This is a genomic window from Stenotrophomonas maltophilia complex sp. Om-AH-Sm3 (assembly GCF_059337855.1).
In genome coordinates, this window is sequence record NZ_JBYBLQ010000009.1 from 1 (window position 1) to 13,908 (window position 13,908).

At 68.1% G+C, this 13,908-nt stretch carries 18 protein-coding genes; 12 read left to right on the forward strand and 6 right to left on the reverse strand.

The window, feature by feature from the left end:
* Positions 1-282 precede the first annotated feature (282 nt).
* The 3 genes from hda to AC10QF_RS12185 are packed head-to-tail and all read right to left on the reverse strand — an operon-like array spanning position 283 to position 3,295.
* Positions 283-990, reverse strand: a complete 708-nt coding sequence (hda, locus tag AC10QF_RS12175; protein WP_053500213.1) for a DnaA regulatory inactivator Hda — start codon at positions 988-990, stop codon at positions 283-285.
* The gene (locus AC10QF_RS12180; RefSeq protein WP_111175577.1) at positions 990-2,159 is read right to left on the reverse strand and encodes an AI-2E family transporter; all 1,170 of its coding nucleotides are present in this window, start codon (positions 2,157-2,159) and stop codon (positions 990-992) included. The genes hda and AC10QF_RS12180 overlap by 1 nt, the downstream gene beginning before the upstream one ends.
* A complete protein-coding gene (locus AC10QF_RS12185; RefSeq protein ID WP_032953985.1) occupies positions 2,156-3,295 on the reverse strand; it encodes a DUF2066 domain-containing protein in 1,140 nt (379 codons plus the stop codon). The genes AC10QF_RS12180 and AC10QF_RS12185 overlap by 4 nt, the downstream gene beginning before the upstream one ends.
* 99 nt (positions 3,296-3,394) lie before the next feature.
* Here AC10QF_RS12185 and purM point away from each other — a divergent pair, with 99 nt between their 5' ends.
* The 7 genes from purM to AC10QF_RS12220 all read left to right on the forward strand — a co-directional run bounded on the left by purM (position 3,395) and on the right by AC10QF_RS12220 (position 8,316).
* A complete protein-coding gene (gene purM / locus AC10QF_RS12190) occupies positions 3,395-4,453 on the forward strand; it encodes a phosphoribosylformylglycinamidine cyclo-ligase (RefSeq protein WP_494542274.1) in 1,059 nt (352 codons plus the stop codon).
* A 21-nt stretch (positions 4,454-4,474) separates the two neighbouring features.
* A complete protein-coding gene (locus AC10QF_RS12195; protein WP_005415570.1) occupies positions 4,475-4,963 on the forward strand; it encodes a hypothetical protein in 489 nt (162 codons plus the stop codon).
* Positions 4,960-5,382 (forward strand): hypothetical protein, encoded by a 423-nt coding sequence (locus tag AC10QF_RS12200; RefSeq protein ID WP_494542275.1) that lies wholly within the window; start codon positions 4,960-4,962, stop codon positions 5,380-5,382. Before AC10QF_RS12195 ends, AC10QF_RS12200 begins: the two co-directional genes overlap by 4 nt.
* 39 nt (positions 5,383-5,421) lie before the next feature.
* Positions 5,422-6,084: a DUF2238 domain-containing protein gene (locus tag AC10QF_RS12205; protein WP_111175585.1), complete on the forward strand. Its 663-nt coding sequence runs from the start codon at positions 5,422-5,424 to the stop codon at positions 6,082-6,084.
* The gene (gene purN / locus AC10QF_RS12210) at positions 6,081-6,740 is read left to right on the forward strand and encodes a phosphoribosylglycinamide formyltransferase (RefSeq protein ID WP_065185831.1); all 660 of its coding nucleotides are present in this window, start codon (positions 6,081-6,083) and stop codon (positions 6,738-6,740) included. Before AC10QF_RS12205 ends, purN begins: the two co-directional genes overlap by 4 nt.
* Before the next feature lie 68 nt (positions 6,741-6,808).
* Entirely contained in the window at positions 6,809-7,630 is an 822-nt protein-coding gene (locus AC10QF_RS12215; protein ID WP_494542276.1) for a DUF3108 domain-containing protein, read from the forward strand.
* A gap of 2 nt (positions 7,631-7,632) precedes the next feature.
* Entirely contained in the window at positions 7,633-8,316 is a 684-nt protein-coding gene (locus AC10QF_RS12220; RefSeq protein WP_494542277.1) for a DUF3108 domain-containing protein, read from the forward strand.
* Between the two features lie 122 nt (positions 8,317-8,438).
* Here AC10QF_RS12220 and AC10QF_RS12225 read toward each other — a convergent pair whose 3' ends face one another.
* Genes AC10QF_RS12225 through AC10QF_RS12235 form a run of 3 tightly spaced genes read right to left on the reverse strand, consistent with a single transcriptional unit; the run spans position 8,439 to position 10,276 of the window.
* A complete protein-coding gene (locus AC10QF_RS12225; protein WP_053500219.1) occupies positions 8,439-8,756 on the reverse strand; it encodes a hypothetical protein in 318 nt (105 codons plus the stop codon).
* Positions 8,753-10,024 (reverse strand): UDP-N-acetylglucosamine 1-carboxyvinyltransferase, encoded by a 1,272-nt coding sequence (murA, locus tag AC10QF_RS12230; protein WP_329915652.1) that lies wholly within the window; start codon positions 10,022-10,024, stop codon positions 8,753-8,755. The genes AC10QF_RS12225 and murA overlap by 4 nt, the downstream gene beginning before the upstream one ends.
* 21 nt (positions 10,025-10,045) lie before the next feature.
* Positions 10,046-10,276: a BolA family protein gene (locus AC10QF_RS12235; protein WP_005408396.1), complete on the reverse strand. Its 231-nt coding sequence runs from the start codon at positions 10,274-10,276 to the stop codon at positions 10,046-10,048.
* A gap of 54 nt (positions 10,277-10,330) precedes the next feature.
* Between AC10QF_RS12235 and AC10QF_RS12240 the strand changes: the two genes are divergently transcribed.
* The 5 genes from AC10QF_RS12240 (at position 10,331) to lptB (ending at position 13,906) form a co-directional block, all read left to right on the forward strand.
* Positions 10,331-11,332, forward strand: a complete 1,002-nt coding sequence (locus tag AC10QF_RS12240; protein WP_005415562.1) for a KpsF/GutQ family sugar-phosphate isomerase — start codon at positions 10,331-10,333, stop codon at positions 11,330-11,332.
* A gap of 66 nt (positions 11,333-11,398) precedes the next feature.
* A complete protein-coding gene (locus AC10QF_RS12245) occupies positions 11,399-11,947 on the forward strand; it encodes a KdsC family phosphatase (protein ID WP_049415164.1) in 549 nt (182 codons plus the stop codon).
* Entirely contained in the window at positions 11,944-12,519 is a 576-nt protein-coding gene (lptC, locus tag AC10QF_RS12250) for an LPS export ABC transporter periplasmic protein LptC (RefSeq protein ID WP_005415560.1), read from the forward strand. The genes AC10QF_RS12245 and lptC overlap by 4 nt, the downstream gene beginning before the upstream one ends.
* Positions 12,520-12,620: 101 nt before the next feature.
* On the forward strand, positions 12,621-13,187 hold the full coding sequence (gene lptA / locus AC10QF_RS12255; protein ID WP_494542278.1) for a lipopolysaccharide transport periplasmic protein LptA: 567 nt from the start codon (positions 12,621-12,623) through the stop codon (positions 13,185-13,187).
* Positions 13,187-13,906, forward strand: a complete 720-nt coding sequence (gene lptB, locus AC10QF_RS12260; protein WP_494542279.1) for an LPS export ABC transporter ATP-binding protein — start codon at positions 13,187-13,189, stop codon at positions 13,904-13,906. Before lptA ends, lptB begins: the two co-directional genes overlap by 1 nt.
* The last annotated feature ends 2 nt before the right edge of the window (positions 13,907-13,908 follow it).

Consider the following 13,908-nt stretch of genomic DNA (forward strand, 5'->3'; position numbering starts at 1 on the left):
AGACACGTGTCGACCAAGGTCGACACCCACCAACAGCAGTGCAGTACGCAGTCCCGGCAGATCGCGGGAAGCTGTCGAAGGCGGGGTGGGTCCGGTTGCGGGGGCGTGAGCCGCATGGATGCGGCGACCGAGCTTACATGGACGTACTTGCAGCGTCCCCCGCAACCGGCCCCACCCCGCCATCCCACGGATAGCCCGCTTTTGACGTTGCTGTTGAAGCTGCCGGCCAGCGGCCGGCACTACCGCGGGTGCAGGGCGCAGCCCTGCAAACAAACCCCACCCTCAGTAACGAGGCCGGCCTTCTTCCAGCACCTGGCGCAGGAACGGCACGGTGATCCGCCGCTTCGCCGCCAGCGATTCGCGGTCCAGCCAGTCCAGCAGGGTGATCAATCCACCCAGCTCACGGCCGGTGTGCGACAGCAGCCATTCGATGGCCGCTTCGTCGATGGCCAGGCCACGTCGCAGTGCACGCTCGCGCAGCACCGCAGCACGACCTTCCTCATCCAGCGGCTGCAGCAGCACGCGCACGCACTGGCCCAGGCGCGAACGCAGGTCCGGCAGCACCAGGCCCAGCTCGCCCGGCGCCTTCTGCGCCGTGTACAGCACGGTTACACCTGCAGCGCGCGCGCGGTTGTGGAAATCAAACAGCGCGATCTCGTCCTCGCGATTGCCGGCAACCTCGTCCAGCCCGTCCAGCGCCACCAGTTCGCGTGCGTCCAGCCCATCCAGCGCTGCACGGACGCGGCCTGCTGCGCTGGCCAGTGGCACGTACGTCGGCAGGCGCCCGGCCTGCTCGGCGCTGGAGCACATCGCCAGCGCCTGGTGGGTCTTGCCGGTTCCCGCCGCACCTTCCAGGTAGACCCAGTCGTGGCTGGCACCAACCGCGATCGCGCGCAGCTGCGCCAGCGCGCCGTCCGGCGCGCCGATGAAGGTCTCCAGGCGCTGGTCCCGCGGGTAATGCAGGGCCAGCGGCAGTTGCGGCACACCCATCACTTCAGCTCGGGGCCCTTGTCGTTCGGAACGATGATATGGGGGGCGTCCACTACGCCATCAAGCACGATCGCCGGCTTCTCGCCCACGTACAGCTCGCTCTGGCGGTAGCGCTGATGCGCATAGCGCAGCAGCACGTTGGTCACCGCCGCCACCGGCAGCGCCAGCAGCATGCCGAGGAAGCCGAACAGCTGGCCGCCGGCCATCACCGCAAAGATCACTGCCACCGGGTGCAGGCCGATCTTGTCGCCGACGATACGCGGGGTCAGCACGTAGCTTTCCAGCAGCTGGCCCACGGTGAACACCACGCCCACCAGGATCAGCAGCTTCAGGTCGAAGCCCTGCGCCTGCACCAGTGCCGCGATCACCGCCATCAGCACGCCAGTGGTCGCGCCCAGGTATGGGATGAAGCTGATGAGGCCGGCAATCAGGCCGATCAGCAGGCCCAGCTTGAGGCCGACCAGCGACAGACCGCCGGCATAGATCACGCCCAGCGCCAGCATCACCAGGAACTGTCCGCGGATGAACGCCCCCAGCACCTCGTTGGACTCACGCGCCAACGCGCTGATGGTGCCGATGTGGTTGCGCGGAATCACCGACGCCACCCGCTCGACCAGCTTGTCCCAGTCGCGCAGGAAGTAGAACGCCAGGATCGGCAGCAGCAGGATGTTGACCACCCAGGTCACCATCGCAAAGCCCGAACGCGAGACGTAGCCCATGAATGTGGTGGCGAAGCCGCCGGCCTGCTGCCAGTGGCTGCGCACCCATTCGATCAGGCGGTCCGGATCCAGCCACTGCATCACTTCCAGGCCGGTCTTCTGCTCGAACCAGGGGATCCCCTTCTCCATCAGCCACGCCTGTGCCTGCGGCGCGACCGCGATCAGGGTGGTGATCTGGCGCTCGATCATCGGCACCAGCACCAGCAGCAGCGCCACGATCACCAGCACCATCGCCGCGAACACCAGCACCACGCCGGTCATGCGCGAACGGCCGGTGGCCTCGATGCGGTCCACCAGCGGGTCGCCCAGCCACGCCAGCGCCAGCGCCAGCACGAACGGGGTCAGGATCGGTGCCAGCAGCCACACCACCCAGCCGACCAGGCCGGCGAACAGGATGTACTTCAGGCGGCGCAGGAACTGCGCGATTTCGGCTTCCGGGGTCAGGGTCATCGCAAGCGGTACTCGTTGCTGACCGGCGCGGCCACCGGGGCACCGGTGGTGTCATCGATCGGGGTCGGCAGGGCCGGCAGCGTCGCGCTGGGCACCAGCACGCCATTGTCGCCCAGCATGCGGTTGAAGCCGGCCAGGCCGGTGGTCATCTCCAGGCTCAGCTCCAGCTGGCCGGCCGAAGCGTGCAGCGGGGTGACGTTGCGCACCACCGGCACCTCGCGCAGGCCGGCGGCAAGGCGCAGGTAGTCGTCGGCACTGTTGATGCCGGTGACCACCACGCGGTAGGTCCCGGCCTGACCGACGGCGGCACCCGCCTTGGCATAGCGCTTGACCAGCGCGTCGGCGGCGCCATCGGCACCGGCGGCCATCGCACGCATGGCGTTGGCGTCCTTGCTGGTCCACTTGTTCAGCTCGCGGCCGTTGTCGACGAACACCCAGTCCGCCTGCCAGCCGCCGTTGGCGCGGTAGAGCTTGCCGATCAGCTGCATCGGCGGCGAGTAGCGTGACGAGGCGCGGGCCACGGCGGCACTGTCCTGGCGCCAGATGGCACCGGCCAGCGCCTGTTCGGCGGCACCGCCGCTGGGCAGGCCCAGCTTGTAACCCCGCTCGATGGCGCGGTTCAGCAGCGGGCGGGCGGCGTTGGCCTGCTGCACGCTGACCAGGCGCGGGCCACTGCCGTCGTCGACGGCCAACCACACCACCGGTTTCGGCCGCGGCTGCGGCCACAGCGGCAGGCCCAGCGCCGAGACCAGCGAGTCGACGTCATCCTCGCGGAAGCGGGCCACCAGCAGGGTCCTGAAGCTCGGCGCGCCGCTGGCGCCCACGCTCTGGTCCTGCTTGTAGTCGTAGCTGGCCACGTAGTCCTTGGCGTTGCGCAGCGCCTGCACCACGCCGGGGCGGGACATCACGTTGCGGTCGCCCGACAGTTTGCCCAGCACCACGCTCAGGGCACGGGCCAGGGCGCCGTTGCGATCGGCTTCGGCCTGGCTGTTGACGGGCACTTCGGCCTCGTACGCACCCGAGGCGGTGGCAACATCTCCCTCGGTGCGCAGGCCGCTCTGGGCCATCGTGGCCACCGGCAGGCTCAGTGCAAGGAGCAGGGTCAGAATCAGGCTGCGGCGCATCAGGACATCCATTGGCTCGACGAATCCGGGGGAATTGTTGCCCGAATACGGCCTTTGCGCCAATGCGGCCTGTTAAAATCGCCCGTTCAACCCCTGCCAGCGCCGACGCCCGTGACCAACACCCCGTCTTCCGCCCCCTCCCCCCTCACCTACCGTGACGCGGGTGTCGACATCGACGCCGGCAACGCGCTGGTCGAGCGGATCAAGCCCCTGGTCAAGCGCAGCTTCCGCCCGGAAGTGATGGGCGGTCTGGGCGGCTTCGGCGCCCTGTTCGACCTGTCCAACAAGTACCGCGAGCCGGTGCTGGTGTCGGGTACCGACGGCGTGGGCACCAAGCTGAAGCTGGCCCATCAGCTGAACCGCCACGATACGATCGGCATCGACCTGGTCGCGATGTGCGTGAACGACGTGCTGGTGCAGGGCGCCGAGCCGCTGTTCTTCCTGGACTACTTCGCCACCGGCAAGCTGGACATCGATACCGCCGCGGCGGTGGTGGGCGGCATCGCCAACGGCTGCACCGAGGCCGGCTGCGCGCTGATCGGCGGTGAAACCGCTGAGATGCCCGACATGTACGCCCCGGGCGAGTACGATCTGGCCGGCTTCACGGTGGCTGCGGTCGAGAAGAGCGAGCTGAAGGACGGCGCCAGCGTGGCCGCCGGCGACGTGCTGATCGGCATCGCTTCGTCCGGCCCGCATTCCAACGGCTACTCGCTGGTGCGCCGCATCTACGACCGCGCCGGCCGCCCGGCCGATCTGGAACTGGAAGGTGGCGTGAAGCTGGTCGACGCGCTGATGGCACCGACCCGCCTGTACGTGAAGCCGATCCTGTCGCTGCTGAAGTCGCACGGCGATGCCATCCACGGCATGGCCCACATCACCGGTGGCGGCCTGACCGAGAACATCATCCGCGTGGTGCCCGATGGCCTCGGCCTGGACATCCAGGCCTCGTCCTGGACCCTGCCGCCAGTGTTCCAGTGGCTGCAGAAGGAAGGCGCGGTCGCCGACAGCGAGATGTGGCGCACCTTCAACTGCGGCATCGGCTTCGTGCTGATCGTGGCAGCGGACCAGGTCGCTGCCGTGTCCGAGGCGGTCCAAGCCCAGGGCCTGGACCACTGGACCATCGGCCAGGTGGTCACCGCCGAAGGCGCCGAACGCGTCCGCATCGGCTGAACCCGACCCCGAGGAGCCCGCATGGACGCAACGCCCCCCCTGGCACCCACCCCGGTACCGCCGCCGTTGGCGGCCGTGCCGGTCTTCAGCAGGCAGGACGCCGACCACCTGCGCGCGCTGTCCATCGCGCACTATGTGTTCGGTGGCCTGATCGCGCTGCTCTCGCTGTTTTTCATTCTGTACATCGTGCTCGGCATCAGTGCGCTGAGCGGCCATCTGCCGATGAACTCCGGGGGCCAGCCCTCGTCGCCGGCCGAACAGCGCCTGTTCGGCTGGGTGTTCACGGTGCTGGGGACCGTGTTCGTCGCCGGTGGCCTGGGCATGGCCGCATTCGTCATCCAGGCCGGACGCTGCCTGGCCCAGCGTCGTCGCCACCTGCTGTGCCTGATCGTGGCCGGCCTGCTCTGCCTGTGCGCGCCGCTGGGCACCGTTCTGGGGGTATTCACCCTGGTTACGCTGCTGCGCCCGCAGGTCAAGGCCGCCTTCGATGCAAGGGGTGCAACGACATGACGACACCCGGCGCACCACCGCCGCTACCACAGCAGACCCTGGCGCAGCTGCAGCTGGCCAGCCACCTGCAGACGCTGAAGGTGCTGTTCTACGCGCTGGCGGTTTTCCACTGGATGGCCGCGCTGGCGTTCCTCGGTTTCATCGGCCTGGTCGCCAGCTCACGCGGGCTGGCCGATGGCGCGGTACTGGCCACGGTGTACGGGGTCATTTCGCTGCTGGCTGCCGCGCTTGGCGTCGTGCAGCTGCGCACCGCACGCCTGCTGTCGCGCCGCACCGGGCTGGCCTGGTGCCAGCGCGCGGCCTGGCTGGCGGTACTGGCTGGCCCGCTGGGCATGGCCCTGACCGCCTATGCCTGGGTGTTCCTGTCCAAGCCTGACATGGCCGCACTGTTCGACCGTGGCGACCATCTAAGCGTCTGAGCTTGCCGGCAGACGCCCCCCTCCCCTGATCGACTCCCCATGTCCGCGCCTGCCCTCTCCACGACCGCCTCGCCTGGCGCTTCCCGTTTCACGGGCCCCAAGAAGCTGGCCTTCGCCGCCGTGCTGGCGGTGTTCGCGATCAGCTGGATCCACCCGCTGTGGCCCGCCGAGCAGGCCCTGCACAGCACCCTGACCGTGATCGGGCTGGCCGCACTGCTATGGGTCGACCGCCGGGGTGGCTGGCTGGGCAACGGTGCCTTCATCGCGATCTGCGGCTTCATTGCACTGCACTGCGTGGCTGCGCGCTGGCTGTACTCGAACGTGCCCTACGACGCATGGGCGCAGGCGCTGACCGGCTGGTCGCCGAATGCGGCGTTTGGCTGGCAGCGTAATCATTTCGACCGGCTTATCCACTTCCTGTTCGGCGTCTGCTTCACGCCTGCGCTGCTGCAGCTGGCACGCCATGCCTGGCCGGCGCTGCGCCGCGGCCAGGCTTTCACCCTGGCGGTGATGGCAGTGATGTGCGCCAGCCTGGTCTACGAGTGGTTCGAGTGGGCCATCGCGCTGGCCCTGTCGCCGGACGCCGCCGAGGCCTACAACGGGCAGCAGGGCGACATGTGGGACGCCCATGCCGACATGCTGCTGGCGACCGTGGGCAGCCTGCTGAGCTGGCCGTTGATCCGCCGGAGTGCCGCGCAATGACCGCGCCCACCCGCATCGCAGTGCTCGCCTCTGGGCGCGGCAGCAACCTGCAGGCCATCCTCGATGCCATCGCGGCCGGGCGCCTGCCCGCCGAGGTCGTCGGCGTGTTCTCCGACCGCCCGGCCGCCGCCGCGCTGCAACGGGTCGGCGCCAGCCTGCGCTGGGCACATGCGCCGAAGGAATTCGACGACCGCGCCGCCTACGAGCAGGCCTTGGGCGATGCACTGGCCGCGGCCGCGCCGGACTGGATCGTCTGCGCCGGCTACATGCGCATTCTCGGCGCCGCCTTCGTGCAGCGCTTCAATGGCCGCCTGGTCAACATCCACCCCTCCCTGCTGCCACTGCACAAAGGGTTGGATACGCATGCGCGGGCTTTGGACGCCGGCGATGCCGAGCACGGGGCCAGCGTGCATCTGGTCGTTCCCGAACTGGATGCCGGCGCCGTGCTGGCCCAGGTACGGGTACCGGTGATGCCCGGCGATGACGCCGACAGCCTGGCCGCGCGCGTGCTGGCGGTGGAGCATCCCCTGTTGATCGCCACCCTCCAGCTGCTGTGCGCCGGCCGCCTGACTGAACGGGAGGGGCAGCCGCACCTGGACGGTCACCCCCTGTTTAGCCCACTGGCCCTAGATTCCGCCGGGAACCTGAACCGGTAACGCCCACGCACACGCCCCGCTGACTGCGGGGCTGGCATCCTGCCCCCCTCCTGCAGCTCCTGTCCTCCATGAAGACCACGACCCTGCTGTCCACTTCATTGCTGCTGTCGCTTGTCGTGCTTCCCGGCGTGGGTTGGGGCCAGGTGCAAGCGCCTGCGGCCCCTGCGCAGCCGGCGCCTGCAGTTCAACCGCCTGCGGAACCGGCCGTGCCGATGCCGCCGGCGCTGGCCTGGGAGCCGCCGCCGCTGCAGCCGTTCACCGCGACCTACCAGGCCTTCTACAAAGGCAAGGAGGCCGGCGACGCCAGCATGCAGGTCACCCACACCGGCGGCAACCAGTGGCGGGTGGACATGCAGGTGGTCGGCCGCCGCGGCTTCGCCAGCGTGCTGGGCCTGAACATCGAGCAGAGCACGGTGTTCGAAGAGCGCAGCGGCGTCTATGCGCCGCTCAGCCAGAGCACGGTGCGCAAGGGCCTGTTCCTGGGCAAGAAAGCGGTCGGCACGTACAACTGGCAGGCCGGCACCGCGCAGTGGAGCGGCGACGTCAAGAAGGAACGTGCGCAACCGATCGCGCTGCAGCCGGGCGACCAGAGCGCGCTGCTGATCAATCTGGCGATCATGCGTGATGCCCGCCCGGGCGCCACCATGCACTATCGCTACGTGGACATGGGCAAGGCCCGCCAGCACGACTACCAGGCCGCGCCGCAGACCGAGAATGTCGAGGTCGGCGACCTGTCCTACAACGCGCTGCGGGTCTACCGGACCAACGGCGGCAACAACGAAACCATCCTCTGGATCGCCAACGGTGTCCCCACCCCGGTGCGCATCCTGCAACGCGAAGACGGCGAAGACCGCGTCGATCTGCGCCTGATCGAATACCAAGGAGTCTGAGCATGAGCACCCTGACCCGCCCCCTCACCTGGATCGCTGCAGCCGCACTGTCGGTGGCCAGCCTGCCGGCCATGGCCCTGCAGCCATTCAAGGCCGATTACCTGGCCAGCTACATGGGCATGCAGGCCAATGGCAGCATGACGCTGAGCAGCGAGGGAGCCAACAAGTGGCGCTACACGCTGCAGGTGAAGAACCAGCTGGCCGACCTGAGCCAGAGCACCGTGTTCGAAGAGGTGCGCGGCCAGCTGCGCCCGCTCAGCAGCCAGGACCGTTCGGCACTGCTGGTGAAGAAGCGCAATGTGCAGGCCAACTACAACTGGACCAGCAACCAGGCCACCTGGACCGGCGACATCAAGCCGGACCGTGCGGGCCCCATCGCGTTGAGGACGGGCGACATGGACGCGCTGCTGATCAATCTGGCGATCGCCCGCGACCTGGCCGCCGGCAAGCCGCTGACCTATCGCATGGTCGACGAAGGCCGCATCAAGAACATGACCTACCGCGTGATCGGCAAGGAATCGATCACCGTGGGCGGCAAGAGCTACGAGGCCACCAAGGTCTCGCGTGCCGACGGCAACAAGGAGCTGATCGCCTGGATCGTGCCGGAATTCCCGGTGCCGGCGCGCATGCTGCAGCGTGAGAGCGGCCGCGATGCGCTGGACCTGACCATCAAGGCGATGAACTGAGCGCCCGGGGTCGGATCCCTTCCCAACGGGAAGGGCTCTGACCCCGACAGCGACCCGGCGCCTTCATCCACGCATGGCGTGGATCTACCGTAAAAAAACGCCCGCTTTCGCGGGCGTTGTTCTTACTTCTTTTGCTCGGCCGCGGCCGGCTTGAACTCGGTGCGGCAGTCCACGCGGATCTGTTCGCCGGTGCTGCGCCAGACGAAGGTACGGCAATGGCGGTTGCCGTCCTGGCTGTCGTTCACCGCGACCGCGTAGAACGATTCGATGATCTCGTCACGCGAGACCGTGCCGTCGCCATTCCAGTCCATGTCCTTCTGCTCGATGCCCTGGGTGATGGCGATGTTGGCGTACCAGGCATAGCCCAGCCACGCCAGCACGATCAGCACCAGGGCCAGCAGCGCCTTGCGGCGCGGGCTGAACTTGCCGCGCAGGATCATGGCACGCGCCGGATGGTGGCGCCGAGCGAAGACAGCTTCTCTTCGATGTTCTCGTAGCCACGATCAAGGTGATAGATGCGGTCGATGGTGGTCTCGCCGCTGGCCATCAGGCCGGCCAGGATCAGCGAGGCCGAGGCACGCAGGTCGGTGGCCATTACCGGCGCACCGCTCAGGGTCTCGCTGCCACGCACGATGGCGGTGTGGCCTTCAACCTGGATGTCCGCGCCCAGGCGCAGCAGTTCATTGACGTGCATGAAACGGTTCTCGAAGATCGTTTCGTTGATCACGCCGACGCCGTCGGCCACGCAGTTGAGCGCCATGAACTGCGCCTGCATGTCGGTCGGGAATGCGGGGTACGGCGCGGTGGTCAGGTTGACCGCCTTCGGCCGCTTGCCCTGCATGTCCAGGGTGATGGTGTCTTCGGTGGTCTCGATCTTCGCACCGGCCTCGACCAGCTTGGACAGCACCGCGTCCATGGTATTCGGGCGCGCACGGTTGACCGTGACCTTGCCGCCGGTCATCGCCGCAGCGACCAGGAAGGTACCGGTTTCGATGCGGTCGGGCAGCACTTCGTGGCGGCCGCCGGACAGGCGCTCGACGCCTTCGATGACCAGGCGGGCAGTGCCCAGGCCTTCGATCTTCGCGCCCAGCGCGATCAGGCAATGCGCCAGATCGGTCACTTCCGGTTCCATCGCGCAGTTGTCGAGGATGGTGGTACCTTCGGCCAGCACCGCGCCCATCAGCACGTTCTCGGTGCCGGTGACGCTGACCATGTCGAAGGTGAAATGGCCGCCCTTCAGCCGCTTGGCGCTGGCCTTGATGAAGCCGTTCTCGACCACGATCTCGGCACCCAGCGCCTGCAGGCCCTTGATGTGCTGGTCGACCGGACGCGAACCGATCGCGCAGCCGCCGGGCAGCGACACTTCCGCCGCGCCGAAGCGGGCCAGCAGCGGGCCCAGCACCAGGATCGAGGCGCGCATGGTCTTGACCAGCTCGTACGGCGCAACGTGCTGGTTGACCGAACGCGGGTCGACCACGATCGCACTGCCACGCGACAGCGTGCCCTGGTCGATGGTGACCTTGGCACCCAGCTCGCCCAGCAGCTTCACCGTGGTGACCACGTCGTGCAGGTGCGGCACATTGGTGATCTCCACCGGCTCATCGGCCAGCAGGGTCGCGCAGAGGATGGGGAGGACGGCGTTCTTGGCGCCGGAGATGCTCACTTCACCGTGCAGCGCAGCGCCGCCGGTCACAACGATCTTGGCCATGTATTCGGGATCTTCTGCGGTTCAGCCGGCTTCGGCCGGGGTCACGGTTTTCAGCGCCAGCGCGTGGATCGCGCCGCCCATCAGGTCGCCCAGCGTGGCATAGACCATGCGGTGGCGGGCCAGCGGCATCTTGCCGGCGAACGCCTCGCAGACCACGGTCGCTTCGAAATGCACGCCATCATCACCCTGCACATCGGCGCGGGCGCCAGGCAGGCCGGTTTCGATCAGATTGCGGATGGTGTCGGCGTCCAACGGGCTTTCCTAATAAAATGTGCCTCCATTCTACTTCCGCTGCGTGGCGTCCGCATGGCCGAATCCCTGTTGCCCCCCCGTTCCGTCGACCCTGCCGGCCTGGTCGCCAGTGGCCGCCGCGTGTTCGAGATCGAGCGGCAGGCGCTGGATGCCGTCGCCGACCGCCTTGGCGAGGCCTTCCAGCAGGCCTGCGAGGCGATCCTGGCCAGCCGCGGCCGGGTGGTCGCCACCGGCATGGGCAAATCCGGCCACATTGCCCGCAAGATCGCCGCCACCCTGGCCTCCACCGGCACACCGGCGTTCTACGTGCATCCCGGCGAAGCCGGCCACGGCGACCTGGGCATGATCACCGAAGCCGACGTGGTACTGGCCCTGTCCTATTCGGGCGAGTCCGATGAGGTGCTGATGCTGCTGCCTGTGCTCAAGCGCCAGGGCAACGTGCTGATTTCCATGACCGGCCGCCCGCAGTCGAGCCTGGCCACGGCGGCCGACATCCACTTGGATGTGAGCGTGCCGGCCGAGGCCTGCCCGCTGGCGCTGGCGCCGACCTCCAGCACCACCGCCTCGCTGGCGATGGGCGATGCGCTGGCCGTAGCCCTGCTTGACGCGCGCGGCTTCACCGCCGACGACTTCGCCCGCTCGCACCCGGCCGGCAGCCTCGGCCGTCGCCTGCTGCTGCACATCACCGATGTCATGCACACCGGCGAGGACCTGCCCAGCGTGGGCGCCGATGCCAGCCTCAGCGAGGCGCTGGTGGAAATGAGCCGCAAGCGGCTCGGCATGACCGCCGTGGTCGACGCCGATGGCGTGCTGATCGGCCTGTTCACGGACGGCGACCTGCGCCGGGCGCTGGACAGCGCGCTGGACGTGCGCACCGCGAAGATCGCCGATGTGATGACCCGCAACCCGCGCACCATCGGTGCCGACCAGCTGGCCGTAGAGGCCGCGCGGCAGATGGAGACCCAGAAAATCAACGGCCTGATCGTGGTCGATGGCCAGGGCCGTGCGGTCGGCGCCCTGAACATTCATGACCTGTTGCGGGCCCGGGTGGTTTAACCGACAGTCCGTAGACCCCATTCAGTCTGTGATGCCCCACACGCCCCCACCGAGCCTGATCGCCTGATGCCCTGGTCCCCGCTGCCCGCGTTCCCCGCCCACCTGCATGCCGCTGCGGCCCGCGTCCGCCTGGCCTGCTTCGACGTGGACGGTACCCTCACCGACGGTCGGCTGTACTACGACAAGGACGGCAACGAGAGCAAGGCGTACTTCGTGCAGGACGGTCTGGGCCTGAAACTGCTGCAGCAGCACGGCATCCACCCCGTGCTGATCACCGCGCGCAACAGCCAGTCCGCGCTCAAGCGCGGCGCCGACCTCGGCATCGACACCCAGATCGCCGTGGGCGACAAGCTGGCCAGCGTGCAGGCGCTGTGTGCGCAGCATGGCATCGGCCTGGAGCAGGTGGCCTTCATGGGCGACGACCTGCCGGACCTGGCGCCGCTGGGCGCGGTCGGCCTGGCGGTGGCGCCAGCCAACGCCCACCCGTGGATCGCCGAGCGCGTGCACTGGCAGACCCGCGCCGATGGCGGACGTGGCGCCGCCCGTGAACTGTGCGACATCCTGCTGGCCGCCCAGGGCCATGTGGACGCGGTGCTGGCGAGGTTCGGCGCATGAACCTGCCCACCCTGAACTGGCGCACCGTGCTCGGCATCGGCCTGCTGCTGGCGGCCCTGCTCAGCAGCTGGGCCGCCCTGCGCAACCGTGACAAGGGCCCGGCCACTGCCGGCCAGGACGCCGGCGTGGACTACATCCTGCACGACTTCCAGATCGTCGCACTGGATGAGCAGGGCAAGGAATCGACCACCCTGCGCGCACCGCGGCTGGAACGGCAGCGCGGCGACCAGACCATCAACATCGCCACCCCACTGTTCGAGATGCCGGACAAGGATGGCAAGCACTGGACCCTGCGCGCCGAGACCGGCTGGCTCAGCGCCAAGGGCGACGAGATGAAGCTGCGCGGCAATGTCGCTGGCGACAGTCCGGCCGATCCGGGCGTGGTGCCGACCACGTTCCGCACCGACCACCTGGACGTGTTCCCGAAGGAGAACCGTGCCCGCACCGATGCGCGGGTCACCATGACCCGTCCCGGCATGGAACAGTCCGGCGTCGGCTTCGAGGTGGATTCGAAGAACAACACGTATCATTTCCTCAGCCAGTCCAAGGGCCGATACACGCCCCGACGCTGATTCCGCCCCCCTCCTGCGACGTCCCCGGACCGGCGCAAGGAAGGCGGCCCACCCACCCGCCGCCGGTTTCCCGGACGGCCCCACCGGTAGAACGGACCCCGATGAAGATTCCCTTTGCAGCCGTACTCGCGCTCGGTCTCCTGGTTCCCAGCGCTGGCTTTGCCAAGTCCACCGACCGCAACGAGAACATGAACATCGACTCGGGCGCCCAGTCGGGCGTGCTCACCGGCGATGGCAAGACCGTGCTCTCGCAGGGTGTAACCGTTACCCAGGGCACGCTGGACATCCGCGCGTCCGAAGCGGAGATCTACCTCAAGGACGGCGAGGCCGTGCGTGCGGTATTCACCGGCAAGCAGGCCACGATGAAGCAGCAGCTCGACGATGGCACCTGGATGGACGCGGTGGCCGATCGCATCGACTACGACATCAAGACCGAGATCATCACCCTGACCGGCAACTACAAGGTCACCAGCGCGCGCGGCACCAATGCCGGCCAGCGCATGGTCTACAACACCCGCACCGGGGAGATGAACTCCGGTGGTGATGGCAGCCGTGTGCGCACCGTCATTCCGCCGAAGAACAAGAACGCGGCAGCACAGCCGGCCGCCGCAGCCAAGGCAGCGGCTCCGGCCAGCACGCCGGCCAAGCCGGCGGGGAGCAAGAAGTAATGCTCGTCGCCAAGGGCCTGCGCAAGCGCTACAAGCAGCGCGAAGTCGTCAAGGACTTCGGGCTGACCCTCGACGCCGGTGAAGTGGTCGGTTTGCTCGGCCCCAACGGTGCCGGCAAGACCACCTGTTTCTACATGATCGTCGGCCTGGTCGCCGCCGATGCAGGCAGCATCGTGCTCGACGGCAAGGACATCACCAGCGACCCGATGTACACCCGTGCCAAGCAGGGCGTGGGCTACCTGCCGCAGGAGCCGTCGGTGTTCCGCAAGCTGACCGTGGCCGACAACCTCCGCCTGGTGCTTGAACTGCGCGAAGACCTGGATTCGGCCGGCCGCGAGCGCGAATTGAACAGCCTGCTCGACGAGCTGCAGCTGGGCCATGTCGCCGACCAGCTCGGTGCCAGCCTGTCCGGTGGCGAACGTCGTCGCTGCGAGATCGCCCGCGCACTGGCCGCGCGGCCGCGCCTGATCCTGCTCGACGAACCGTTTGCCGGTGTCGACCCGATCTCGGTGGGCGAAATCCAGCGCATCGTCACCCATCTCAAGCAGCGTGGCATCGGCGTGCTGATCACCGACCACAACGTGCGCGAGACCTTGGGAATCTGCGACCGCGCGTATATCCTCGCCGAGGGCACCGTGCTGGCCCAGGGTTCGCCGGAGGCGATCCTGGACAACGCTGACGTACGTCGCGTCTACCTTGGGGATTCCTTCAAGCTGTGACC

Bases quoted from the DNA above. Each gene is read 5' to 3' on its own strand.
- hda (WP_053500213.1), bottom strand. From the start codon at position 990: ATGGGTGTGCCGCAACTGCCGCTGGCCCTGCATTACCCGCGGGACCAG.
- AC10QF_RS12245 (WP_049415164.1), top strand. From the start codon at position 11,399: ATGCCCTGGTCCCCGCTGCCCGCGTTCCCCGCCCACCTGCATGCCGCT.
- lptC (WP_005415560.1), top strand. From the start codon at position 11,944: ATGAACCTGCCCACCCTGAACTGGCGCACCGTGCTCGGCATCGGCCTG.
- AC10QF_RS12200 (WP_494542275.1), top strand. From the start codon at position 4,960: ATGACGACACCCGGCGCACCACCGCCGCTACCACAGCAGACCCTGGCG.
- purN (WP_065185831.1), top strand. From the start codon at position 6,081: ATGACCGCGCCCACCCGCATCGCAGTGCTCGCCTCTGGGCGCGGCAGC.
- AC10QF_RS12220 (WP_494542277.1), top strand. From the start codon at position 7,633: ATGAGCACCCTGACCCGCCCCCTCACCTGGATCGCTGCAGCCGCACTG.
- lptB (WP_494542279.1), top strand. From the start codon at position 13,187: ATGCTCGTCGCCAAGGGCCTGCGCAAGCGCTACAAGCAGCGCGAAGTC.
- AC10QF_RS12215 (WP_494542276.1), top strand. From the start codon at position 6,809: ATGAAGACCACGACCCTGCTGTCCACTTCATTGCTGCTGTCGCTTGTC.
- AC10QF_RS12225 (WP_053500219.1), bottom strand. From the start codon at position 8,756: ATGATCCTGCGCGGCAAGTTCAGCCCGCGCCGCAAGGCGCTGCTGGCC.
- AC10QF_RS12240 (WP_005415562.1), top strand. From the start codon at position 10,331: ATGGCCGAATCCCTGTTGCCCCCCCGTTCCGTCGACCCTGCCGGCCTG.
- AC10QF_RS12195 (WP_005415570.1), top strand. From the start codon at position 4,475: ATGGACGCAACGCCCCCCCTGGCACCCACCCCGGTACCGCCGCCGTTG.
- AC10QF_RS12185 (WP_032953985.1), bottom strand. From the start codon at position 3,295: ATGGATGTCCTGATGCGCCGCAGCCTGATTCTGACCCTGCTCCTTGCA.
- AC10QF_RS12205 (WP_111175585.1), top strand. From the start codon at position 5,422: ATGTCCGCGCCTGCCCTCTCCACGACCGCCTCGCCTGGCGCTTCCCGT.
- murA (WP_329915652.1), bottom strand. From the start codon at position 10,024: ATGGCCAAGATCGTTGTGACCGGCGGCGCTGCGCTGCACGGTGAAGTG.
- lptA (WP_494542278.1), top strand. From the start codon at position 12,621: ATGAAGATTCCCTTTGCAGCCGTACTCGCGCTCGGTCTCCTGGTTCCC.
- AC10QF_RS12180 (WP_111175577.1), bottom strand. From the start codon at position 2,159: ATGACCCTGACCCCGGAAGCCGAAATCGCGCAGTTCCTGCGCCGCCTG.